Source organism: Streptomyces cadmiisoli (assembly GCF_003261055.1).
Lineage (GTDB): Bacteria > Actinomycetota > Actinomycetes > Streptomycetales > Streptomycetaceae > Streptomyces > Streptomyces cadmiisoli.
On the sequence record NZ_CP030073.1, the window covers coordinates 870,143 to 894,439 of the forward strand.

Sequence of the window (24,297 nt, forward strand, 5' to 3'; positions counted from 1 at the left end):
GAGTACGATCACTCACCCATCAGGGTGGCCGATCAGGGGCGGACCACCTGAGGAGCTATGTCCTCGGTGAAGCCCTCGCCACCGGACGGCGCGAACTTGTCGGCCTTGGCCACGCCCTTGCCGCAGAACGAGGCTTCCAGCGTGCCGGCGAGGACCGTGTTCACGGTCCCGTTGTTGGAGGTGTTCGCCATGGACGTCATGCTGCGCTTGCCGTCGGCGGTGGTGAATGCGTACGTGTAGTAGCCCTGGACGGTGCCCGTGTGGCCATACACCGTCACGCCGCAGGAGAGCTTGCGTCCGCGCAGGCCGAGCCCGTACGACTGGGTGCCGTCCGAGTTGACCGGAACCATGCTCATCATCTCCTGCAACTGCGTCTGCGGCACGAGCTTGCCGGAGACGAGGGCGGAGAAGAAGCGGTTGAGGTCGACGGAGTTGGAGATGACCGCTCCGGCCGACTGCGCCCACGACACGGTCTGCTCCGTGGAGTCCACCAGCGGCAGCGTGGTGTCGTCCTGGCGCAGGTAACCACGCGCGTAGGAACCCGAGATGGTGATGTTCGGGTGCACGTACGAGGTGTTCTTCAGCTTCAGCGGCTCGAAGATGCGCTGCTGGTACTGAGTGGCCATCGGCACGCCGGTGAGGTGCTCGATCAGCTGGCCCAGCACCACGAAGTTGGTGTTGGAGTAGCTGTAGGCCGCTCCCGGCTCGTTGTTCACCTTGTGGGCTGTCGACAGGTCGATCAGCTCCTGGTAGGTGAACACCTTGTTCCGCACGGACTCGAAGCCCGGAACGGTGTAGTAGAACATGTCGTTGGTGTAGTCCCACAGACCACTGCGGTGACTGAGCAGGTGCCGCACGGTGATGCGGTCGTCCGGCAGCGCCTTCGGCAGGTAGTCGTTCGCGGAGGCGTCGAGGTCGATACGCCCCTCGGCGACCAGCTGCATGAGCACCACGGTGGTGAAGCTCTTGCTGACGCTGCCGACCCGGAACCGGCGGTCGGCGTCCATCCCGGTGCCGGCGGCGGTGTCCGCGCGTCCCGTCGAGATGCGGTAGCTGGAGTTGCCGGAGTCGATCCGGGTCAGGGCGCCGGGCGCCCCGAGTGCCAGAGCCTGCTTCTGCACGTCGAGGACTGCGGTGACAGAAGGGTTGGGAAGGGAAGAGGTGGCTGCGCCGGCCGGTGAAGCGGCCAAGGTGGCCAACGCGGCGGAGCCTGCGAGCACGATGCTCACGGTCTTGATGCGCATCCGATTCTTTCTGGTATGAGATCGGTTCAGCGCCGCCCGGCCCGATGACGTCGCGAACGACCGTCACTGCGAAGGGAACCGAGCGACCGTCGTACAGAGCCTCTGCGTTCACTCGTGCAAGGGCGCTGCGGCGGCACCGACTCCAGGCGGCGCTTGATGCATCGTAATACTGTGACACCGTGTTGCTTGTAAATGGCACCCACATCGCGTGGAGTTCCACCCGGCCGGGTCTCTGAACGATCCAGGGAACGTGACCTCTTCCGTCCCGATACAGGATGATTCGGGATGCGGAGCCGAAACGCGCCCCGGGGCACGGGGATTACCGCTCGGTGACCGAGCGATGCCGTCAGACGGACGCCTGGCCCGCCTCCCGCTGAAGCCGGATGAGGAGAGCCATGAAGTCCAGCTCGCCCAGTCCGGTCGACATGCACGCCTGAAGCAGTTGCTGGACGACACCGGTGACCGGAAGCGGGACGCCACCGGCCGACGCCGCGTCGAGGGCCATGTCCAGGTCCTTGCGCATCAGCCGCGAACTGAACGTCGAGGTGTAGTCGTCCGCGAGAAGAGGAGCGATCTTGTACTTGACCAGCGGCGACGCGACGGCCGAGGCTCCGACGACCTCCAGCAGCTTGTCCCGCCGTACGTCGTGGGCCTCGGCCAGGGCGACGCACTCGGCCAGCAGTTCGGCCGTCCCGGCGACCATGAGGTTGAGCGCCAGCTTGATGATCCTGGCTTCGTCGCCCTCACCTACGTAGAACAAATGGGGACCGATGTCGCGAAGGAGGCTCTCGTTGGACGTGAAGACGTCCTGATCCCCCGAGGCGACGATGGTGAGATTGCCGGCCCGCACCACACCCGGGTTTCCGCTCACCGGAGCGCGCAGGTAACCGACGCCGCCGGCCGCCGCGGCGGCGGCCACGTGACCGGACACCTCCGCCGAGACGGTGCTCATGTCGATGAGGGTCTTCCCCCGGCCGTCCGCCGAGTGCACAAGCCCGCCGTGCGGTGCGAGCGCGACCTCGGCCAGGGCGCGGGAGTCGGCGAGCATCGTGATACACACGTCGGACCGGGCCCACGCGTCGGACAGCGCGTCCAGCTCGAACGCGCCGGAGGCCACCAGACCGTCGGCCCTGCCCTTCGACCGATTCCACACGCTGACCTTGTGGCCCGCGCCGATGAGCCGTTCGGCAATGGCGAATCCCATCTGACCGAGACCCAGCACGGATACGTCCACGTTCTTCTCCTGGGGGGTGAGGGTGCGCGACATGCGCACGGGATTGTTGATGGCGACCGGACCGTCAGCGCGCAGTGACACGGACGACCGGCCCGGGTGCCGGGACGGGGCTCCGTTACAGCGATGCCGCCAACTGCCAGTCGTACGCGAGCTGTGCGTGGGAACTGAGATCGCAGAGGCTGCCGAACTTCCCGCCGAAGTACACGAGCGGGTCCGCGTCGACGGAATAGCCGCAGCTGACGACCTGGCCGACGAATATGGTGTGGTCGCCCCCGGCGAACTCTTCCGTCACATCGCAGGCGAAGTGGGCGACGGCGTCCTCCAGCACCGGAAGGTCGTGGTCGGTGCGCAGCCCCAGACCGGCGAACTTGTCGTCGCACCGGCTCGCGAACCGGAGCGCGTGGCCCTCCTGGCCCTGGGAAAGGACGCTGACCGCGAAGACTCCGGAGTCGGAGATCGCGTTCCGCGTCGCCAGGGTGTTACCGACGCACACCAGCAGCATCAGCGGATCCAGCGACACGGACGCGACAGCGCTGGCCGTCATCCCCGCGGGTCCGTCGGGAGTCCTGGTGGTGATGATCGTGACGCCGGTCGTGAACCGCGACATTGCTCCGCGAAAGATGGTCTGCATCTCCAACGCGCTCGATGCACTCATGATGCCCTCCGTTGCCTGTAACGAGATGGCTGAGCATTTCCTGTCACCAGGTGGTCGAGTGTGTCCGACGACGTGTTTACCGACGGGAAATCGGCCGGTGCTAACGGCGCAGCTGCATGACCAGCCGGCGGACCTCGTCCGACGGCGGCACTCCGAGGTCCCGCATCCGCGCGATGTACCGCTGGTAGAGCGCGAGCACCCCGTCATCGCTGCCGCTGGCGTGCGCCAGCCGGATGGCGAGCTGCCAGGCCTGCTCGCGATACGGATCCTCGCGCAGCACGATGTCGACCAGTCCCTTCGCCTCGCGATAGCGGTTCATGCGATACGCGAGCTTGGCTGCGTCGATACGGGCCGACAGGAAGGTCTCGGCCAGGGCCACGCGCCGTTCGGTCACCCACTCACCCGACATCGTCGCCAGATAGGGACCCCGCTCGGCACTGCTGAGGGCGCGTGACAGCGTCTGGAGACGGACCTCCCCGTCCTGTCTCCCGGCCTGCGCGATGAGGTCGACCGCCCGTTGCGCCGACCCCATGGCCACCGCGGGTCCGACCAGTTGAAAGACGTCCCCGTCCTGTGCCGGGCTCAGTCCCTCGGGCAGCACCTCCCGGAGCCGGTAGAGCGCCTGCCGCAGATAGCTGCGGCCGGCCGCGTCGTTGCGGCCCCCGAAGAGCGCCCCGAGAAGGTCCTCTCGGGTCGCTCGGCGATGGGGTGTCCAGAGCAGGTAGCTGAGGAGTTCGAGACTCTTCGTCAGCCGGGGCTGGGACACGTTTCCGTCGACGGTGAGGACCGGCTCACCGAACTCCTCCAGGACGAGCCGGGGCGTGCTGACGTTCACCCGGATCGGATGCTGGCCCGAGAGGGCCGCGAGGACTTCGTGCCAGGGCGACATGCGGCTGGACTTGGTGTCCGCGGCCCTCGCCGCGACCGAGGGTACGTCCGACAGGGCCGTCAGCAACAGGTGCTGTGTGCCGTGCGTCGTGGCGGAGACCATCGCGAGGTCGGCCGTGGCGTCGGACTCGTCCTCGAGGCCGAGACGCCACTGCGCCTCGGAGAGGTAGACGGCGGCCGTCGGCAGATCGAGATGGCGGTCTCCCGACTGCATGCTCCGAAGGCATTCCGTGAGGTGCTGGTACCCCTCGGCGTCCCGGTTCTGGAACAACAGCGACAGGCCCGTCCACAGCTGCCACGACTCCCGTGTCAGGGTGTAGTCCGAGGCTCCGTTGGCGACCGCCTCCGCCAGCACGCGGTCGGCCCGTCGGGTGTCACCTTCGAGGCGCAACCACGTCTTGGCTTCGACGAGCAGGCTCATGTTCTTGTAGACCTTCGAGCCCGTCGACGCGATGAGTTCCCGCCCCCGCTGGATGGACGCGCAGGCCTCCTCCCCGCGGCCCAGGTCCAGCATGAGGTCGACGGCGTCGACGGCGTGCAACCAGACCGGCTGCGACGAGCCGCGGCGAGGCTCGAACATCGACATCGCGGCATCCAGCCGCCCCGTGACCCGCAGCGCGGCCACGACCCAGGGACCGCCGAGTATCGTGCGCCACGGATCGAACGACCCCGGATCGTCGAGCCCTTCGAGGCGACCACGCAGGAACGCCAGCCGCATCAGCAGCCCGTCGAGCGGGCTGGACGGAGTGGTCGAATACTCGGGGAAGGGCGGCGGCTCCTCACCGGTGGCCAGCGCCACCAGCGTCTGCGCGATGTTCCTGTTCCGGCCGGGCGGCAGCTGCTGGGCGATGGAGCGCGCCTCCTGGATCCGCCCGTGGTGCCAGAGGCACCAACAGGCCAGGACGTGGGCTTCCTCGCATTCGGGGGTCTCCGGCTCGGGAAGCCAGTCGTATCCATGGCGATCGACGAGCTCCACGCCGCGGTCGCACTGCTCGAGCGCGAACGCGACGCGCAGGATGACCGATCCGATCTCCGGAGTCGGGGTCCTGGCCAGTGCTCCCAGAGCATCGAGCCAGCGTGCCGCCGGCGCGAAGTCCATCCGCGCGACAAGGCTGGGCAGGGTCGCGGCGGCCAGCCGGCCGGCGGCCTCCAGGTCGCCCAGCCGGAGCAACTCGTCCACGGCTTCCTCGTGCGCGCCGCTGGCGATCAGGACCTCGGCGTACCTTCGACGGACCGCGTCGAGCGTCCTGGCGTCCTCCCGTTCCAGGGCCTCCAGCAGGAAGTCGCGGAACACCGGGTGCGGGGTCATACGGGTGCCGTCCGCGGACCACGTCACCGGCAGATGCCGGGCACGCAGGCCTGCCATGACCTGCGCCGCGTTCTCCTGGCCCAGGGCTCGGGCGCCCTGGGCCGACACCTCCACCATCAGACTGGTGTGGAGGAGGAAGGTGCGCTCGACCAGCGAGAGCGAGTTGAAGATGTTCGCGGCGACGTACGAGCGCAGCGAGTCGGGGTCCAGCTCGTGGGACCGGGCGTGCCGCCAGCCCTCGAACAGCACACCGGTGACCCAGCCGCCCGTCGCCGCGACCGCCTGAGCCGGGTGCACGTCGTCGCGCCCCACGTTCCGCAGGGCCGCGGCGGCTTCCTGCGCGTCGAAGGAGAGATCGCCCTCGACCAGCTCGCCCACCCGGTCGCGCTCACTCGTCGAGCCCGGGTCGAGGCGGACGTCGACGCGTGAGACCAGTACCAGGTTCACTCCGGGCGGCAGGTAGCGGGCGAAGGACGACAGCACCGCGATGCAGGTCTCGTCGGGCGCGATGCGTTCCACGTTGTCGCACACGACGATGAGCCGGCTGCCCTGGAGGCTCTCGGCCAGCAGGCCGGCCGCCTCACCGATGTGGAGACTGCTGCTCAGGGCATCGGACGCCACGTCCGCCGCCCCTGGGACGGCGCCCTCGACTGCCGCCTCCAGGTACACGAGCAGGCGGCCCGCCGCCTGCTCCGTACCGTCGAGTGACAGCCAGGCCACGGGCCTGTCGAGGTCGCGGACGGCCAGTGCCACCGCCGTGGTCTTGCCGGCGCCGGCGGTCGCGAAGACATTCACCACGGTGTGACGGTCGAGCAACGCCTGCAACCGTTGGCTGAGCCTGTCGCGTACGACGATGTCCTTCGCCGGCTCCGGCATGGCCAGCTTCCGTCTGATGATCGCCCGATGCTGTCGAACCGGCGCCGTCGAGTCGCTCGGTCGATCGGGAGGGGAGTCACCCATCGATCGTCGCGCCTCCGTGATCCTCAGTGCTCCTCCGGGAGCTTACGCCAATCGTCCGGGAAGAAGAATGCGTCTGACGTGGGAGGAATCGGCGATTGGACCTCGACCCAACGCGCGGGTTCGTCCCGCTCGTTGACGAAGCCGTGCGTGCCGTCGGTGCCCACCCACACGAGGTCCCCCGTCTGGATGACCTCGTCCTTGCCGTCCAGGGTGCCCCGCATCCCACCCGAGGTGAAGTAGTAGATCTCCTCGAACGGGTGGTAGTGGACCTTGGCGGCCCGGCCCGGACCGGACTTCGGCGCGATCTCGCACACGAACACGGTGTGATGCTGGGCCCCCAGGAGCTGGTCCACCATCATCCTGACGCTGATGTTCTTGATGTTGGGGCCGTGGTAGCCGGGCATCGACAGCTGCGCGTAGGGCGCCATGTCGGAGTCGTCGAAGTGCCCGACGAAGCGGTGCCGGGGATCCGTCTCGGACGGGCGCCCCAGGTTCTCACCCGGGGAGGCTTTGGCGGAGATGCGGCTGCGGGCTCCGTCGAACGTCGGCGGCTTCGGTGCGCGCACCCCGATCCACGTCAGTCCCTCGTCGCCGGCGGACAGCGCGTGGGCGACGCCGACGGGTGCCACACCGTAGTCACCGGAGCCGAGCTCGTAGCGCACTCCGGCATAGGCGGCCTCGCCGGTTCCGCCGGTGATGACCCACGACTCCTCGAACGGGCAGCGGGTCCAGCCCGTCGTCGCTCCCGGAGCCAGCTGGTAGAGGCTCACTTCGAGGTGAGCGGCTCCGTGCTCGTGTCCGACCAGCAGCGCCTGCTGAAGACCCGGTATGCCCGGGACGTCGGAGAACTTCCGCTCCGACGCGCGTGAAATGTAGTAAGCCATGCCGGCCTCTCCGTCCTCCCGCAAAGGTGCCCCGTCGGCATCCTTTGCCCGGTGTCTGCTGATCGTCTTCGGGACTCGGCCCGAGGGAACGCTGAGGACGGGCGGTTCGTGACCGATCGCGGGCACGAACCGCCCTGCGCCGCGGAGGGCTCAGCGGACCAGTGAACCGCCCTCGGTGCGAGCGCCGTCGAGGCGCCGCGCGTACTCGGCCTGCTCGGTGTAGGCGGTGACCTCGGGGGCCTTGGCCTCTCCGAGTCCGCAGACCTTCCGGGCGAGCTGGGTGAGCGGCCCGGAGGGCGACAGCTCCGACCGCTTCATGGTGAGCATCCGGGTGCCGAGCATCGGCGTGCCGTTGAACTGCTCGAAGGTGCTGATCCGGTCGCCGAAGTCGGTGAGGAAGAGGTCACGGATGACGCGCGAGATGCGCATGCGGTCGTAGGGGTCGCCGACCGCGCCCGACTGCAGCGGCGCGAGCCAGTCGTGCAGCTCGGGGTTGTTCCACTGCTCCTCGGTGGGGAACAGCAGCGAGGCACGACCGGCGAGGTCGATCACCTCGTTCCGCATCTCCGAGTACCTCTCCAGGTAGTACGACCGGCCGAAGTCGAAGAGCAGGACGTTCGGCTTGTAGAGCCCGGCCGGCGAGATGAACCCTTCGGTCTCGGAGGCGATCACGTGGGCTCGGATCGTCTGGTAGAACTCGACGAGACGCGCCAGGCGTGCCTGGACCGGCGGAAGCTGGTAGGTGCCGAGGTGCTCGGTCATCAGCATCGCGACGCCGGCCATGAGCTCGGCCCGCACCATCGTCCGGATGAGCGCCTCGTAGTGCACCCAGTCGAAGATGCGCTGCGGGTACAGCGAGGCGTGCTCGGGGCTGCCGATGTGGAAGACGTGCTCCCACGGGAGGAAGACGTGGTCGAAGATGACGGTGCACTCGAGCTCGTCACCGGCCGACGCCAGCGGGTGGTTCTCGGGGTCGTCGCGGACCGTCGCCTCGCGGGAGACCATCGTGACGCCCGGGGCGTTGGCCGGACACGCGGCGTAGATGACCTGTTCGCTCTCGATACCCGGGCGGAAGAAGACGCCGATGTGGATGTAGTCGGCGAACGGCGTACCGGTGCTGACGGCCTTGACACCGTTGACCACGATGCCGTCGTCACGGGTCTCCACGACGCGCAGCGCGGTCTTCGCCGCCTCCTGCCTGGACCGGTCGACCTGGGGGTCGATGAAGGCGAATGCGCAGTTGAGGTCGCCCTCCTTCACGAGCTCCAGGAAGCTCTTGATGCCCACGGTCAGGTCACGCCCGCCGGTGCCCACGGACTGCTCGCTCCACGGCGTCGGGTCCTCCTCGTAGGTGACCAGGCCGTAGTTGTTCGCGCACGGGGTCCGCCCCGAGGAGCCGGCGTCGAGTTCACGGACGATCGTCTCGAGGTAGATGCGCTTGCGGCGCAGACCCTCGGCGTCCGTGTGCTTGAACCACATCATCGAGCGACGCTCTCCGTCGTCGTCGACGAACGTCATGACGTCCTGGAACTCGGGGGCGTGGTGCAGGTCGTAGAACTTCGCGATACGCTGTGCTTGCGCTCTGGTTTTCGGGTGCGTCGTCACGTCGTCGACGCGGTCACCTCCGACCCAGACAACGCGCCCATCCCTGAGAGACTCCAAGTAGTGGTCGCCAGTTCGCATTAAATTCCACCTTTTCCTGTTCACCGAAGACCGTGATGCACGGCCTGTTCTGGCCGGGCCGTCAGTCAAGTTCCATTCGACGGAATGTCTCTGGGAAGCTGCCACGAACCCGTTTGTGACTTGCCCTCAAGGCGTTGGAAGCCGGGAAATCGGAGCCACGATCGGCCGACCGATCGGAAATGGCTCAATTCGAATCGACGAAAGCGCATCGTGCCCAGAAAGTGGGGCTCGCTTCGTGGTTGATTCCTTCGAGGTTAGCCGCGCGTTGTTAGTGGGGCGTTAACCGCGGCGTAACGCCCCTGTCGGCCCGGCCTTCAGATCCGGGAGTCCACCGGTGCGGGCGGCGCCGGCATGTCGAGCTCGAAGGCCATGACACGGTGGAAGCGCGAGAGGGCGTTCCACATGCTGATGCACATGACGAGCTCGACCAGCTCCGCGTCGCTGAACACCCGCTGCGCCTCGTCGCGGACTCCCGTCGACACACCGGTCGGGCCGTCCGCCACGGGGACCTTCGGAAGCTCGATCGTCATTTCCTCGGCCAGCTGCAGAGCCAGCCGCTCCCGCTCGGTGAAGCCCTTGAACTCCCCGTCGGCGACGGCCGCGAGTTCGTCCACCTCCACTCCCTTGGCCAGGGCGGAGGTGCTGCGGTGGCTCGCCGTGTAGCGGCAGTGGTTGAGCACGGCGATGCGTACGGCGACCAGGTCCTTCACCCGGCCGTCCAGGGCGCCGGCCCCGTTGAGCCGCCCCAGGAAGGGCAGGTAGGTGGCGAGCAGTCCGGGGCTGTTCCCGATGCCCGCCCACGTGTTCAGCACTTCCCCGTACGTTTTCACGGCCTGTTCGAGAACGGGCTGGTCGGCCGCGGAGAACTGCTCGGCCGTGAGGAGGGGCACCAGTGACATGAGTTGCCTTTCGACGGGTCCTGCCTGGAAGTGGCCGGCTCGATGTGGGGTGCGGGGACGGACTACTGAGAAGTGGCGGTGTCCGCGCGTTCGGTCCGGTGCCGTGGTGGTGCGCCGGCCCTCCGCAGGCCGATCGCGAGCCCCAGCGTCGCGTTGAGCCACGGCACCAGGAACGTCAGCGCGATCCGGACGGCGAGCACCCAGGTGAACGGGCCCTCCCGGACCTGCGAGAACAGGTTGACCATGAACAGAACCGACCCGACGGTCAGGGCGGCGGCCATCGTCTGCGCCAGCGCCCTGCCGCGTACGGCACCGCGCAGCGCCACGCTCCATGCGACGGCAGGAGACTGAGGCCGAGGGTCTTGCCCCGGCCGGCTCGTCGCGTCCTTCACCGCCCCGGACGTCATGTGACGATCCGTCTCGGGGCGTCGATACTGCGGACGCGCTCCCGGATCGGCTGGTCCGCGGCCTCGCCGTGCGCGGGTCGATGACTCCGCGGTCGGGGTGGGACCGAGCGTGAACCCGGCCGCGTCCCCGCGGCCGTGATCAACTGCCCGCGTCCGCCATGGAATACTTCGAGGTCCCGGACCTCCATCACCCATCCCCCTTCGCCCTCGGAGCCGGCTGAGTGCAGGCAAGTGTGCGACGGGGACCGTTAACCGCCGGGAAGGCCCGAAGTAGCCGAACAGCCCGCTTGTGAACCCTCCGTTAACCGCGCTTGCCGTGGTCTCGCCGCGTCGGATCGACTCTCCGCAGCAACGAATGAACCGCTGACTGGAGGAGCCGAACATGGCTGGTTGGAACTTGGAGGGCCGCACGGCTTTCGTGACCGGTGGCAGTCGGGGCCTGGGCTTCGCCATCGCCCAGGCGCTGCTGGACCGTGGCGCCAAGGTGGCGATCGCGGCCCGGGACGAGGCCGCCGTGAAGGCCGCGGCCGGTCGTCTGACCGCCGGGACCCGAGCGGAGAACGTGCTCCCCGTCGTCGCGGACGTCACGGACGCGGACTCCGTCAACAGCGTGCTGGCCGAGGTGCACGCGTGGCAGGGCGCCCTCGACATCGTCGTGAACAACGCGGGGCCGCAGCTCACGCCCTCGCCGCTGGAGACGATCGACGAGAAGAACATCGCGTCGGCCTTCGACACCAAGCTGATCGGGTACGTTCGCGTCGCTCAGGCGGCTCTGCCGCTGCTGAGCCGCACCGGCAGCGGCAGCATCGTCAACGTCGTCGGCGCGACGGCGCACATGCTGATCCCCAACGCCGGTGCCACCGGCATCGTGAACGCCGGCGTGGTCGCGCTCACCAGCTACCTGGCGTCCGAGGGCGCTGCCAACAACATCCGGGTCAACGCGATCTCGCCCGGAATGACGAAGACCGAGGGCTGGCTCACCAAGACCGAGGCCATGGGCCAGCAGCAGGGCAAGAGCCCCGAAGAGGTCCGGGCCGGCATGGCCCAGGGGCTCGGCATCCGCCTCAACCGCTGGGCCGACCCGGCCGAGATCGGCGCCGTGGCCGCGTTCCTGGCGTCCGACGACGCCTCCTACGTGACCGGTCAGGTCCTGCGCGTCGACGGCGGGATGACCAAGCCCGTCGCCTGATCGCAGGCCGCCCGGCGAGCGCCATCCAGGCACGCAGTCGCCTCGGATGGCGCTCCTGGTTTGCCCACCTGGGCATCCGCCGAGTGCTCTGGAACATAGACAGCCTGGAGTGTTGGGAATGCTGATCGGAATCGTGAGCGAAGCCCGCAGTGGCGAGACGCGGGTTGCCGCGACTCCCGCCACGGTGGTCCAGCTGGTGAAGCTGGGGTACGAGGTCGTGGTCGAGCCGGGTGCTGGTGTGTTGTCGAGCTTCCCGGACGACGCGTATGCCGAGGCCGGCGCGAGGGTGGGAGACCCGCTGGCGGCGGACGTCGTGCTCGGCGTGAACGCCCTGACGACATCGCAGTTGGACGAGTTGAAGCCGGGTACGACGGTCATGGGCATCATGAGCCCGGCGTTCGACCCCGAGTTGGTCGAGGATCTGGCGACGCGGCCGATCACGGCGCTGGCGATGGACGCGGTGCCCCGTATCTCCCGCGCGCAGTCCTTGGACGTGCTGTCCTCGATGGCGAACATCGCCGGATACCGCGCGGTGGTGGAGGCGGCCCATGTCTTCGGCCGCTTCTTCACCGGCCAGGTGACCGCCGCGGGCAAGGTGCCGCCGGCCAAGGTGCTCGTCTGCGGCGCCGGGGTGGCGGGTCTGGCCGCGATCGGAGCGGCGGGGAGCCTGGGCGCCGTCGTGTACGCGACCGATCCGCGGCCGGAGGTCGCCGACCAGGTCAGGTCGCTGGGCGGCGAGTACCTCTCGGCCGAGGCCGCGGACTCCGCCGAGGTGGAGGTGTCGGCGACGGGTTACGCCAAGGAGATGTCGGACGACTACAACACCCGTGCGGCGCAGCTGTACCGCGACCGGATCACGGAGATGGACATCGTGATCACGACAGCGCAGATCCCGGGCCGGTCGGCGCCCACGCTGATCACGGCGGACATGGTGGCGTCGATGCGACCGGGCAGCGTGATCGTGGACATGGCCGCCGCGACCGGCGGCAACGTCGAGGGCACGGTCCGGGACGAGGCCGTGGTCACCGCCAACGGCGTGACGGTCATCGGGTACACCGACCTTCCCGGCCGCCTGCCCGCGCAGGCCTCCCAGCTCTACGGCACCAATCTGGTCAACCTGATCAAGCTGATGACGCCGGACAAGGACGGCCTGCTGGTGCTGGACTTCGACGACGTGGTGCAGCGGTCGATGACCGTGGTGCGCGACGGCGAGTCGACCTGGCCGCCACCGCCCGTCCAGGTGTCGGCCGCTCCGGCGGCCGCCCCCGCGACGGCATCGCCCGCCGTGAAGCCGGTGGCCGCGCAGGCGCAGCCCATGTCGACCCGGCGACGGTCCACGATGGTCGGCATCGGTGCCACCGTGCTGTTCCTGTGCGCGGCCCTGTCCCCGGCGGCGCTCCTCGGGCATCTGACGGTGTTCGCGCTGGCGATAGTGATCGGCTACTACGTGATCGGGCACGTGCACCACGCCCTGCACACGCCGCTGATGAGCGTGACCAACGCGATCTCGGGGATCATCGTCGTCGGTGCCCTGCTCCAGATCGGGCACGATGACACGCCGAACGGCACGGTGGTCATGGTGCTGTCGGCCTTCGCGATCCTGCTGGCCTCGGTCAACATCGTCGGTGGTTTCGCAGTGACCCGCCGGATGCTCTCCATGTTCTCGAGAAGCTGAGGCGACCCCTGATGACTGAACTGATGACTGTCGAGACCACCGCGGCTGCCGCGTACATCGTCGCCGCCCTGCTGTTCATCCTGGCGCTGGCCGGGCTGTCCCGGCACGAGAGCGCCAAGGCCGGCAAGACCTTCGGTATCGGCGGCATGGCGGTGGCCTTGGCCGCGACCATCGCGCTGGCAATCCACCAGGACATCTCCGGACTCGGTCTGGCGCTGATGATCGGTGCCATGGCGGTCGGTGCCGCGATCGGGCTGTGGCGGGCACGCGTCGTCGAGATGACCGGCATGCCCGAGCTGATCGCGCTGCTGCACTCCTTCGTGGGTCTGGCCGCGGTCCTGGTGGGCTGGAACGGCTACCTGCACGTGGAAGCGACGCTGAACGGCCCGGTCAGCGCCGAGGTCGAACTCCTCGAAGCCCAGCAACTGCTCGGGATCCATTCCGCCGAGGTGTTCATCGGCGTCTTCATCGGCGCCGTCACCTTCACCGGCTCGATCGTGGCGTTCCTCAAGCTCTCGGCGCGGATCAAGTCCGCCCCGCTGATGCTGCCCGGCAAGAACCACCTCAACCTCGGTGCCCTGGCCGCGTTCGCGGTGCTGACCACATGGTTCGTCGTCGACCCCGCGCTGTGGCTGCTGATCGCCGTCACGGTCGTCGCGCTGCTCCTTGGGTGGCACCTGGTCGCCTCGATCGGCGGCGGCGACATGCCGGTCGTCGTCTCCATGCTGAACTCGTACTCCGGCTGGGCGGCCGCCGCGTCGGGATTCCTGCTGGAGAACGACCTGCTGATCATCACCGGCGCCCTGGTCGGCTCCTCGGGCGCCTACCTGTCCGCCGTCATGTGCAAGGCGATGAACCGTTCCTTCATCTCCGTGATCGCCGGCGGATTCGGCATCGAGGCCGCCGCGGCCGACGACAAGGACTACGGCGAGCACCGCGAGATCACCGCCGAGGGGGTGGCCGAGCTCCTCGGGACGGCCAACTCGGTGATCATCACTCCCGGCTACGGCATGGCCGTCGCCCAGGCCCAGTACGGCATCGCCGAGCTGACCCGCAAGCTCCGGGACCGTGACGTCGACGTGCGCTTCGGCATCCACCCCGTGGCGGGCCGGCTGCCGGGCCACATGAACGTCCTGCTCGCCGAGGCCAAGGTCCCCTACGACATCGTGCTGGAGATGGACGAGATCAACGACGACTTCGACGACACCGCCGTCGTCCTCGTGATCGGCGCCAACGACACCGTCAACCCCGCCGCAGCCGAGGACCCCGGCTCACCCATCGCCGGCATGCCCGTCCTCCAGGTCTGGAACGCCGAGAACGTCATCGTCTTCAAACGCTCCATGGCCTCCGGATACGCCGGCGTCCAGAACCCTCTCTTCTACCGCGAGAACTCCGCCATGCTCTTCGGCGACGCCAAGGACCGCGTCGAAGACATCCTCCGGGTCCTCTGACACCGGCCCCGCCGGATTCGGCGATCATCCCCCCCCCAGTCCCCATTCACCCCGTACGTCCCCTTGCACCTGTCGTACATCTCATTGCACCTCTCGTACATCCCTTTGTACGTCGCTGAAAAGGAGTCCCCCCATGAGCGCGTCCACCGAACCCCGCACTCACTCCGACTTCCCCGCCGATTTCCGCGGCACGATCCTGCGGCCCGGCGACGACGAGTACGACACGGCGCGTGCCCTGTACCAGGGCCGCGCCGCGGACGAGGGCCCCGCGCTGATCGCGCGGTGCTCCGACGAGGACGACGTCGCGGCCGTGCTCCGCTACGCCTCGGCCCACAACGTCCCGGTGGCCGTGCGCGGCGGCGGGCACGGCTCGGACGGCTACGCGATGCCCGGTGGCGCGCTGGTCGTCGACCTCTCGGGAATGCGGTCGGTCACGGTCGACCCGCAGACCCGGGTGGTACGGGCCCAACCGGGCGTCAAGCTCGGCGAGATGGACGCCGCAGCGCAGGAACACGGCCTGGCCGTACCCGCCGGGACGGTCAGCAGCACCGGCGTCGCCGGGCTGACCCTGGGCGGCGGCATCGGCTACCTGATGCGGCGCTACGGCGCCACCGTCGACAATCTGCTGGCCTGCGACATGATCACCGTGGACGGGCGCAAGGTCCGCGCCGACGCGACCGAGAACCCCGAGCTGTTCTGGGCGCTGCGCGGCGGAGGCGGCAACTTCGGGGTCGTCACCTCGCTCGAGTACCGGGCCCACCCGGTCGGTCCCGAGGTCGTCGCCGGAAAGCTGATCTTCCCCATCGACCAGGCCGCCGAGGTCCTCGGCAAGCTCGCGGTGCACGGTGCCACCGCCCCGCGGGAGTTGGGCCTGCTGGTCGCGATCGCCGACGCTCCCCCGCTGCCGATGCTGCCGGAGGACGTGCACGGCAAGCCGGTGCTGATTCTCGTCGTGGTCTACACCGGGGAACCGGACACGGCCGACGAGGTCGTCCGGCCGCTCGCCGAGCTCGGCCGGCCGCTGGCCGACCTGGTGGGGAGGACCACGTGGGTCCAGGCGAACAGCATGCTCGACGCCGTCGCCCCGTACGGCATGCGGATGAACCTGCGCGGCGGCTACCTGCCGGCACTGACCGACGACGCCGTCGACGTACTGCTGGAGCACGTGGCCACCCTGCCGGCGAACCCCGGTGACATCTACTCCATCAACATCTCGTTCATGGGCGGGGCGATCTCCGAGGACGTCGACGAGGACGCCACGGCCTTCTCCCGCGCGGGAGCGGCCTGGCTGTGGGAAGCCATCTGCAAGTGGGACGCCCCCGAGTCCGACGCGTCGTACGACCAGTGGGCGACGACACTCACCGAGGCGATGCAGCCGCACGCGCTGACGAACGGCTACGCCAACCTCTCCGACGACCTGGGCGAGGAGTGGCGGCGCGGAGTGCACGGCAGCGAGGCCAAGCACCAGCGGCTGCGTGCGGTCAAGGCCGCCTTTGACCCGCAGAACCTGCTCCGCTTCAACAAGAACATCGCGCCCGCGACCTCCGACTGACCGCACACCGACCGGCCACACCCTGAAGGGGCGTCACACGAGCGGCTCGCCGTGTGGCGCCCTTCTGCACGTCGCCGTCCGGTTCCCGGGGGTTGCGGGCCCGGTGCGCACAACCGCCGCAGGAGTACCTGCCGGTGCGCCCGGGCTCCGCACACGTGGTCCGGATCTACGCGATCTGCCGGCCCCGGGTCTCGGGGAGAGCCAGCACGCCGACGATCACCAGGACGTACCCCAGGGCGCCGATTCCCATGGCCGCCTTCAGTCCGAAGACCGCGGAGAGCACACCGACGAGGTAGGGGAAGAACGCGGCGACGCCGCGGCCGAAGTTGTGGGCGACGCCGACACCGGCGCCGCGCACACGGCTGGGGAACAACTCACTGAAGAACAGCCCCGAACCGGCCAGCAGACCGCACGCCGCCATCCCCAACGGCACGCCCAGCACCAGCAGCAGGCCGTTGGCCCCCTCCGGTATCCAGGTGTACGCGACCACGCACACCACACCGCTGACCGCGCACAGGACGTACGTCTTGCGGCGGCCGATCCAGTCGTGCAGGTACCCGGCGCCGGCGTAGCCGAGGAAGCAGCCGACGATGATCACCGAGAGGTAGCCGCTCGTGCCGACGACCGTGAGGCCGCGTTCGGTGCGCAGGTAGGACGGCAGCCAGGTGAAGATGGCGAAGTAGCCGCCCTGTGCCCCGATCCCGACCAGCAGGGTCAGAAGCGTAGTGCGCCGCAGGTCGCTGCGGAACAGCGCGACCAGTCCGCTCCACGCGGAAGCGGCGGTGTCCTCCTTGGCACGTCGCCGGTTCTCCTTCGAGGCGTCGGAGTCCTTGACGTTGCGCCGGATGAAGATCAGCGCGAAGGCCGGGAGGATGCCGAGGACGAACAGGTAGCGCCAGGCGTCCGGGCCGGCATGGCTGAAGATGACGGAGTAGGCGAGGACGGCCAGGGCCCAGCCGACCGCGTAGGAACTGGCGACGAATCCCATGATCCGGCCGCGGTGCCGGGCGGGGGCGATCTCGGCGATCAGGACCGCGCCGGCCGCGAACTCACCACCGAAGCCGAGGCCCTGGAGCCCTTTGAACAGCAGCATCTGACCGTAGTTCTGGGCCAGTCCGGACAGGGCGGTGAAGACGGCGAAGGTCGCGATGGTGATCATCAGGACCCGCACGCGCCCCACCCGGTCGGCCAGCATGCCCGCCAGGGCTCCGCCCACCGCCGAGGCCAGCACGGTCACCGTCACGATCAGGCCCGACTCGGTCGCGGTGAGCGCGAACGCCGCGGCGATGGACCCGAGGGCCAACGGCAGGGTCATGAAGTCGAAGGCGTCCAGGCCCCATCCGGCGGATCCGGCCCAGAACGCGGGCCGGTGCTCACGCGGGATGGCGCGGTACCAACCGGGACGGGTCGGTTCCGGGGACGCGCTCTTCGTCGGCACGGCGGACGGCGGTGCTTCGGTCACAGGGTTCTCCTGAGGTCGTTCGCGAACGGACGGGAATCCCATGAGGGCTCTGCCGTGAACGGGCGGCGAGCCGGGGGTGTCGAGGCATCGGGCCCGTTCGCAGCCGCCCGGCGCCCTCGAACCAGATAGTCATGGGCACGACAAGCCGGGGCCTACGGCGCCCCGGTTCGGAGGATGGCGGGACGGCGGCGCGCCGGGAGCCGATCGGCGGCTCAGCCCGGCGCGCCGCGTCCGAGAAGACGGACGGTGTGCGTCAGCGCTTCCAGACCGTCTTGAGGTTGCAGAACTCCCGGATGCCTTCCGCGGCGAGCTCACGGCCGATGCCGGAGTCCTTCACACCGCCGAAGGGCAGTTCGGGGTAGGAGACGCTCATGCCGTTGACGAAGACGGCACCGGCCTCGAGACGGCCGATCAGGTGACGCTCCTCGTCGGGGTCCGCGGTCCACACCGACGAGCTGAGGCCGAAGGTGGTGTCGTTGGCGAGCTCCGCGGCCTGCTCGACGCTGTCGACCCGGTGGACCACCGCCAGCGGCCCGAAGGCCTCCTCGCCGTACACCCGCATCGCCGGGGTGACCTCCTCCAGCACCGCCGGCTCGAAGAACCACCCCTCGGTGCCCACCGCGGACCCACCGCACCGCAGGACGGCGCCCTTCGCCACGGCGTCCTCGACCAGCTCGACGAGCTCGCGCCGGCCGGACTTCGTGGCGATCGGACCGATGTCGGTCTCCTCGTCGAGCGGATCACCGACGGTCAGCGCCTTGGTGTCCGCGACAAAGGCCTCGACGAACTCGTCGTACACGTCCGTGTGGACGATGAACCGCTTGGCCGCGATGCAGGACTGACCGTTGTTGATGGTGCGCGCGGTCACGGCGGTGCGGGCCGCGGCGCGGACATCGGCCGAGGGCAGCACGATGAACGGGTCGGACCCGCCCAGCTCCAGCACCACCTTCTTCACCTCGGAGCCCGCGACCGCCGCGACCGACCGGCCGGCCGGCTCGGAGCCGGTCAGGGTGGCCGCGGCCACGCGCCGGTCACGGAGCACCGACTCGACACCGGCCGCGCCGATGAGCAGGCTCTGGAACGATCCGGCGGGGAAGCCCGCCCGTTCGAAGAGGGTGTCGAGGTACATCGCGGACTGCGGCACGTTCGAGGCGTGCTTGAGCAGGCCGACATTGCCGGCCATCAGCGCCGGTGCGGCGAAGCGGATCACCTGCCACATCGGGTAGTTCCACGGCATCACGGCGAGAACGACGCCGAGCGGCGCGTACGTGGTGTAGGCGGCCGAAGCGTTGACCTTGCCCGGGTCGGCGAGCGGCTGGTCGGCGAGCAGGCTTTCGGCGTTGTCGGCGTAGAACCTCATCGCGTGCGCGCACTTGAGGACCTCGGCGCGGGCCTGCGCGATCGGCTTTCCCATCTCGATCGTGAGCATGCGCGCCGTCCGGCCGGCGTCGGCCTCGACGAGGTCGGCGGCCGCCTGCATCCACCGGGCGCGGGTGGCGAAGTCGGTGGCCCGGAGCGTCGCGGCCGCGGCTTCCGCCCGCGAAAGCCGCTCTTCGACCTGTTCCTTCGTGAGGGCGGTGAACTCTTCGATGAGCTCACCGGTGGCGGGGTTTACGGTGGCGATGGGCACGGCGCTCTCCTCGTGGCGTGGGCACCAATGAGTCTCGATTGGATCCATCGTAGGGTTCACACTGAGTGTGCACTAGGGTCCATCGGCGCAAACACTGTTCATGGGCGCCCAGTTGGATACATTTCAGTTTCTTGTCGCTCGGAACCAGAGCGACGCGTTCAGCACTTCGGCCGTACGGAGGAAGTCCCGGACCGGTGCGGCGGAGGTGTCCGACAGGGCCCCGGACCTGGCCGCCGGGATTCCCGTCCCGGCCGACGGAGTTCCGGACGTCCGCTCAGGAGGTTGCGGACTTCCCGCCCGCTTCGTCGACTGCGACGAACAGCTCCGGGTGGGCGGTGAGTTCGACTCGGGTGCGGCGGATGTGGCCCGCGAGGTAGCGCTCACAGTCCTCGGGATCGCGCCGCCGCACGGCGTCGAGGATCAGCCGGTGCTCGGCGTTGACGATCATCGCCCGGTCAGGATCGGCCAGGATCATGAACGCCCGGCGATAGTGCTGGGTGGAGTTCCACAGACGCTCCGTCATGGCCAGCAGATGGACGCTCGGGCAACCCGAGTAGGACGTCATGTGGAAGTCGCGGTCCAGCAGCAGGAACCGATTGACGTCGCTCTGGTTCTCGATCTCGTCCTGGATGCGCTCCAGGCGGGTCAGCTGCTCCTCGGAGAGATGGGACAGGCTCTCGGTCAGAGTCAGCGGCTCCAGCCGCTCGCGCATCCGGTAATAGGTGTTGACCTCCTCGAGGCTGAGCACGGGAACCCGCGCCCCGCGATTCGGGAACGACTCGGTCAGCCCCTCGGACTCCAGGATCCGCAGCGCTTCACGGACCGGAATCCGGCTCGCACCGAGGCGCGCCGCGAGTTCGTCCTGACGCAACCAGGTGCCGGGCTTCAGATCACCGGCGAGGATCTCACCGCGGAGGATGCCGGCGATGTGCTGACTCCTGACACTGTCCGACCCGCGCGGATCGCGAGCGTGCGCAGGACTCAAGTGCGGTCACCTCTGGAACTCTGACGGAGCGCGGTCGTATGCCTTGCCGTCAGGATAGGACACCAGCTCAAACTGCATCCCCCAAGGTGAGAGGAAGTAGACCCACCGCTGTCCCTCCGACGGCCCCGCGCTCACGGTCGGCTCCCCCAGAACGGGGACACCCTTCGCCCTCAGGTACGACACGGCGTCGTCCAGGTCCTCGACGTACAGCGCGACATGGTGGCCGCCGACGTCGCTGTTGCGCGGGACGGCGGTCTGCTGCTCCTCCGCCTGGTACTCGAAGACCTCGAAGACGGCCTGCTCCCCGCACCGGTAGAACCGCAGCTGACGCATCACGGTGCGCGCGTCGACGTTCAGGTGCTCGGCCATCCAGTCGCCCGCGGAGCCGAACGGGCCCAGTGCGTACATGTACTCACACCCCAGGACGTCCACGAGCCACGCGTGCGCCTGTTCCAGGTCCGGCACGGTGAATCCGATGTGGTCGAGGCGCTTGAGACCGGGTAGAGCCATGACTTCCCTCCTTTGGATCCAAAGTGTCTTCATAGTGGCGCCATCTCCGCGGAAAGTCGAGCTGCATCTTGTTATTGGATCCAATCTTGTGGCAGGGTCGTCGCACTCCGGTTGATTGAAGGGGGCTCCCGATGCCTGCCGAACACACACTTGAACCCAAGGCCGCATGGTCGGAGTTCGTCGTCACCCGGGACGACTGGGACGCCGCGGCTCCGGACCTCCTGACAGGTATGTACAGCCAACTGGTGCTGATCCGGGCCTTCGAGGAATACGTCCTGGAGCTCGCCGCGGACGGGCTCATCCACGGCCCCGCGCACTCCAGCATCGGACAGGAGGGCGGCGCTGTCGGCGCGTGCTTCGCGCTGACGTCCGACGACACCGTGAACGGGTCTCATCGTGGCCATCACCAGTTCCTGGCCAAGGCACTGGCCCATCTGTATCCGAAGGGCCTCGACCCGACCAAGCCCTTCCCCGAGGACGTCCGGGCCCTGCTGCTGCGCACCCTGCGCGAGATCTGCGGACTGGACCAGGGCTTCAGCCACGGACGGGGCGGCAGCATGCACCTCCAGTGGCACGAGGCCGGCGCCATCGGGACCAACGCGATCGTCGGCGGCGGCGTACCGCTGGCGGCCGGGTCCGCGTGGGCCCACAAGAACGCCGGTACCGACGCGGTGTCCTTCACCTTCTTCGGCGACGGCGCGATCAACATCGGATCCACGCTGGAGACCCTGAATCTCGCGGCGGCGTGGTCGCTGCCCGTGTGCTTCTTCGTCGAGAACAACCTGTACGCCGTCTCCACCCACGTGTCCGAGGTCACCGGCGAACCCCGGCTGTCCGGCCGCGGTCCGGGCTTCGGCATCCGGAGCTGGAAGGTCGACGGCATGGATCCGCTGGCCGTGCACCTCGTGACGCAGCAGGCCCTCGCGCACATGCGCAGCGGCAAGGGTCCGACGGTGATCGAGGCCGACGTGTACCGCTACTTCCACCAGAACGGGCCCTTCCCCGGCTCGGCGTTCCGGTACCGCACCAAGGAAGAGGAAGCCCAGTGGCGGGCCCGCGACCCGATCGACACGCTGGCGGGACACCTGGTGCGGCGCAGGATCCTCACCAAGAAGGCGGTCACGGAGGCGGTCAAGCGCGCCACGACCCTGATGTCCGAACTCGGCGACGTCCTGCTGGAACCGCGGCCGGACGGCAAGCCGGGTGAGCGGCGCATCGTGCCTGCGGAGTGGCCGGACCCGGCGTTCGTCGACGAAGGCATCCGCGGGGACCTGTCGGAACTTGCCGGGATCGAGTTCACCGACACCGAGGACTTCGACGGTGCCCTGACCGACGTCAAGTTCGTCGGCGCCGTCGCCGGTGTGATGGGGCGCCGCCTGGAGACCGATCCTCGCGTGGTGGTGATGGGCGAGGACGTGCACAAGCTGAACGGCGGAACCAACGGCGCCACCCGCGGCCTCAGCGAGGCCTTCCCCGACCGGGTGATCGGGACCCCCATCTCGGAGAACGCGTTCGCCGGCCTCGGCGGCGGCATGGCGCTGGACGGCCGGTTCCGACCGATCGTCGAGTTCATGTACGCCGACTTCATGTGGGTGGCGGCGGACCAGTTGTTCAACCAGATCGGCAAGGCCCGCCACATGTTCGGCGGTGAGGGCAAGGTGCCGTTCGTGCTGCGCAGCAAGGTCGCCATGGGGACCGGGTACGGATCACAACACTCGATGGACCCGGCCGGCATCTTCGCGACCGCACCCGGCTGGCGCATCGTCGCGCCGTCCACGCCGTTCGACTACGTGGGCCTGATGAACACGGCCCTGGCCTGTGACGACCCGGTCGTCGTTCTCGAACACGTGGATCTGTACAACTCGACGGGTCCCGGACTGCCGGACGACTACGACCACCACCTCCCCGTCGGCAAGGCGGCCGTACGCCGCGAAGGCTCGGCACTGACCATCCTGTCGTACCTGGCGATGACCCCGGCCGTGCTGGAAGCCGTCGCGGAGACCGGGGTGGACGCCGAGGTCGTCGACCTGCGCTGGCTGGACCGGGCCAGCCTGGACTGGGACACCATCGCCGGATCGGTCCGGAAGACCAACAACGTGCTCATCGCGGAGCAGGGCGCCGTCGGCACCTCCTACGGCGGCTGGCTGGCGGACGAGATCCAGCGCCGGCTCTTCGACTGGCTCGACGCCCCGATCGAGCGGGTGACGGGTGGCGAGGCGTCGCCGAGCATCAGCAAGGTCCTGGAGCGCGCGGCGTTCGCCTCCACGGAGGAAGTCGTCGCCAAGCTGCGCGAGATCTCCCGGGAGCAGAACAATGGCTGAGATCCTGCGCATGCCCGAAGTGGCCGCCAACACCCCCGAGGCGGTGCTGCAAGCCTGGAACGTCGGTGTGAACACCCCTTATGCGGCGGGCGAACCGATCGTCACGGTGGAGACCGAGAAGGCCGTGGTCGAGGTGGAGGCCGAGAGCGACGGTGTGCTCCTGCGGCTCCTGGTGGACGCGGGCTCGACGGTGGCGGTGGGTGAACCGATCGCCGTCTGGGGGAAGACGGACGAGCCCGCGACCGAGGTGGACGCCGTGGTGGCCTCGCTCGGCGCCGGACCGGCGCCGGCCGCCACCGCCTCGGCACCGGTGCAGGAAGCACCGGCGACGCCGCCGGTCACGGCCGCCGCCGCGTCCGCCGAGACGGCGGCGCCCCACGCGGCCCGACCCGCCACGACGCCGGCCGACACGGCACCCGACCGGAGCGAGCGCATCTTCGCCAGCCCCCTGGCGCGCCGTCTCGCCCGCGAGTCCGGCGTCGATCTGAGCTCGGTGGTGGGCAGCGGCCCGCACGGACGCATCCGGCGCTCCGACATCGAAGCGGCCATCGTCAGGGCGCCCGAGCCGGAGGAAACCTCATCCGCCGAAGCCCCCGCCGAGATCGGGAACGTCGGGACACCGGCAGCGGCTGCGCGCTACGTGGACGTGCCCAACACACGGATGCGGGCCGCCATCGCCAGGCGGCTGACGGAGAGCAAGCAGAACACGCCGCACTTCTATCTGCGCGCCGGCGCACGTGTCGACGCCCTGCTGGAACTGCGGAAGCAGATCAACGCCGACCACGGCGTGAAGGTGTCGGTCAACGACATGCTCGTCAAGGCGATCGCGTCGGCCCACGCACTCGTCCCCGCGATGAACGTGCAGTGGAACGACACCTCCGTCCGGCACTTCTCGGACGTCGACATCTCCGTGGCCGTGGCCACCGAGGGCGGTCTGGTCACCCCGGTGATCCGCGGCGTGGACTCCCTGTCGATGGGCGGTGTCGCCACCGCGACGAAGGACGTGATCGCCCGCGCGAAGGAACGCCGGCTCCGGCAGGACGAACTCGAAGGCGGCACGATCACGATCACCAACCTCGGCATGTACGGCACCGAGGACTTCGCGGCGATCATCAACCCGCCGCAGGCCGCGATTCTCGCCGTCGGCGCCGCGCGGCAGGAGGCGGTCGTCGAGGAGGGTGCGGTCACCGTCGCGTCCGTCCTGCGTCTGACTCTCGCTGTCGACCACCGCTCGGTGGACGGCGCCACCGCGGCCGAATGGATGCGGGCGTTCGTCAACGTACTCGAACATCCCCTCCGAATCCTGGTGTGAGCGGCGACGAAACCGCAGGAGAGGTCGGGTCGGCGGACACGACCGGG

At 68.9% G+C, this 24,297-nt stretch carries 18 protein-coding genes; 6 read left to right on the forward strand and 12 right to left on the reverse strand.

Features of this window, described 5'->3' with window-relative positions:
• Positions 1-32 precede the first annotated feature (32 nt).
• The 8 genes from DN051_RS03555 to DN051_RS44865 form a co-directional block, all read right to left on the reverse strand.
• Positions 33-1,244 carry a serine hydrolase domain-containing protein gene (locus DN051_RS03555; RefSeq protein ID WP_112437949.1) on the reverse strand — a complete coding sequence of 404 codons (1,212 nt, stop codon included), beginning with the start codon at positions 1,242-1,244 and terminating at the stop codon, positions 33-35.
• Positions 1,245-1,590: 346 nt separating this feature from the next.
• A complete protein-coding gene (locus DN051_RS03560) occupies positions 1,591-2,511 on the reverse strand; it encodes an NAD(P)-dependent oxidoreductase (protein WP_162624829.1) in 921 nt (306 codons plus the stop codon).
• 82 nt (positions 2,512-2,593) lie between these two features.
• The gene (locus DN051_RS03565) at positions 2,594-3,133 is read right to left on the reverse strand and encodes a flavin reductase family protein (RefSeq protein WP_112437951.1); all 540 of its coding nucleotides are present in this window, start codon (positions 3,131-3,133) and stop codon (positions 2,594-2,596) included.
• Between the two features lie 100 nt (positions 3,134-3,233).
• Positions 3,234-6,206, reverse strand: coding sequence for an AfsR/SARP family transcriptional regulator (locus DN051_RS03570; RefSeq protein WP_234389074.1), 2,973 nt, complete (start codon positions 6,204-6,206; stop codon positions 3,234-3,236).
• A 107-nt stretch (positions 6,207-6,313) separates the two neighbouring features.
• Positions 6,314-7,174 (reverse strand): cupin domain-containing protein, encoded by an 861-nt coding sequence (locus DN051_RS03575; RefSeq protein ID WP_053763329.1) that lies wholly within the window; start codon positions 7,172-7,174, stop codon positions 6,314-6,316.
• Between the two features lie 150 nt (positions 7,175-7,324).
• Positions 7,325-8,857: a 4-hydroxyphenylacetate 3-hydroxylase N-terminal domain-containing protein gene (locus DN051_RS03580; RefSeq protein WP_053763328.1), complete on the reverse strand. Its 1,533-nt coding sequence runs from the start codon at positions 8,855-8,857 to the stop codon at positions 7,325-7,327.
• 314 nt (positions 8,858-9,171) lie between these two features.
• The gene (locus tag DN051_RS44860) at positions 9,172-9,756 is read right to left on the reverse strand and encodes a carboxymuconolactone decarboxylase family protein (RefSeq protein WP_053763327.1); all 585 of its coding nucleotides are present in this window, start codon (positions 9,754-9,756) and stop codon (positions 9,172-9,174) included.
• Between the two features lie 62 nt (positions 9,757-9,818).
• A complete protein-coding gene (locus DN051_RS44865) occupies positions 9,819-10,082 on the reverse strand; it encodes a hypothetical protein (RefSeq protein WP_162624830.1) in 264 nt (87 codons plus the stop codon).
• A 463-nt stretch (positions 10,083-10,545) separates the two neighbouring features.
• Here DN051_RS44865 and DN051_RS03590 point away from each other — a divergent pair, with 463 nt between their 5' ends.
• From DN051_RS03590 to DN051_RS03605, 4 genes are all read left to right on the forward strand, one after another.
• The gene (locus DN051_RS03590) at positions 10,546-11,352 is read left to right on the forward strand and encodes an SDR family NAD(P)-dependent oxidoreductase (RefSeq protein WP_053763325.1); all 807 of its coding nucleotides are present in this window, start codon (positions 10,546-10,548) and stop codon (positions 11,350-11,352) included.
• 118 nt (positions 11,353-11,470) lie between these two features.
• Positions 11,471-13,027 (forward strand): Re/Si-specific NAD(P)(+) transhydrogenase subunit alpha, encoded by a 1,557-nt coding sequence (locus tag DN051_RS03595; RefSeq protein WP_112437953.1) that lies wholly within the window; start codon positions 11,471-11,473, stop codon positions 13,025-13,027.
• A gap of 23 nt (positions 13,028-13,050) precedes the next feature.
• A complete protein-coding gene (gene pntB, locus DN051_RS03600) occupies positions 13,051-14,478 on the forward strand; it encodes a Re/Si-specific NAD(P)(+) transhydrogenase subunit beta (protein ID WP_199314972.1) in 1,428 nt (475 codons plus the stop codon).
• A 133-nt stretch (positions 14,479-14,611) separates the two neighbouring features.
• Entirely contained in the window at positions 14,612-16,030 is a 1,419-nt protein-coding gene (locus DN051_RS03605) for an FAD-binding oxidoreductase (protein WP_112437954.1), read from the forward strand.
• A gap of 166 nt (positions 16,031-16,196) precedes the next feature.
• On the opposite strand, the gene DN051_RS03610 is transcribed toward DN051_RS03605, so the two are convergent.
• The 4 genes from DN051_RS03610 to DN051_RS03625 all read right to left on the reverse strand — a co-directional run bounded on the left by DN051_RS03610 (position 16,197) and on the right by DN051_RS03625 (position 20,617).
• Entirely contained in the window at positions 16,197-17,492 is a 1,296-nt protein-coding gene (locus DN051_RS03610; protein ID WP_199314877.1) for an MFS transporter, read from the reverse strand.
• 253 nt (positions 17,493-17,745) lie between these two features.
• On the reverse strand, positions 17,746-19,122 hold the full coding sequence (locus DN051_RS03615; protein WP_162624832.1) for an NADP-dependent succinic semialdehyde dehydrogenase: 1,377 nt from the start codon (positions 19,120-19,122) through the stop codon (positions 17,746-17,748).
• A gap of 274 nt (positions 19,123-19,396) precedes the next feature.
• Positions 19,397-20,107, reverse strand: a complete 711-nt coding sequence (locus tag DN051_RS03620) for a GntR family transcriptional regulator (RefSeq protein ID WP_053763321.1) — start codon at positions 20,105-20,107, stop codon at positions 19,397-19,399.
• A gap of 6 nt (positions 20,108-20,113) precedes the next feature.
• Positions 20,114-20,617, reverse strand: a complete 504-nt coding sequence (locus DN051_RS03625) for a VOC family protein (protein WP_112437956.1) — start codon at positions 20,615-20,617, stop codon at positions 20,114-20,116.
• A 131-nt stretch (positions 20,618-20,748) separates the two neighbouring features.
• On the opposite strand from DN051_RS03625, the gene DN051_RS03630 reads away from it, so the two are divergent.
• Both DN051_RS03630 and DN051_RS03635 read left to right on the forward strand, forming a co-directional pair.
• On the forward strand, positions 20,749-22,938 hold the full coding sequence (locus tag DN051_RS03630; RefSeq protein ID WP_053763319.1) for an alpha-ketoacid dehydrogenase subunit alpha/beta: 2,190 nt from the start codon (positions 20,749-20,751) through the stop codon (positions 22,936-22,938).
• Entirely contained in the window at positions 22,931-24,250 is a 1,320-nt protein-coding gene (locus DN051_RS03635) for a dihydrolipoamide acetyltransferase family protein (protein WP_112437957.1), read from the forward strand. Before DN051_RS03630 ends, DN051_RS03635 begins: the two co-directional genes overlap by 8 nt.
• Positions 24,251-24,297 lie beyond the last annotated feature (47 nt).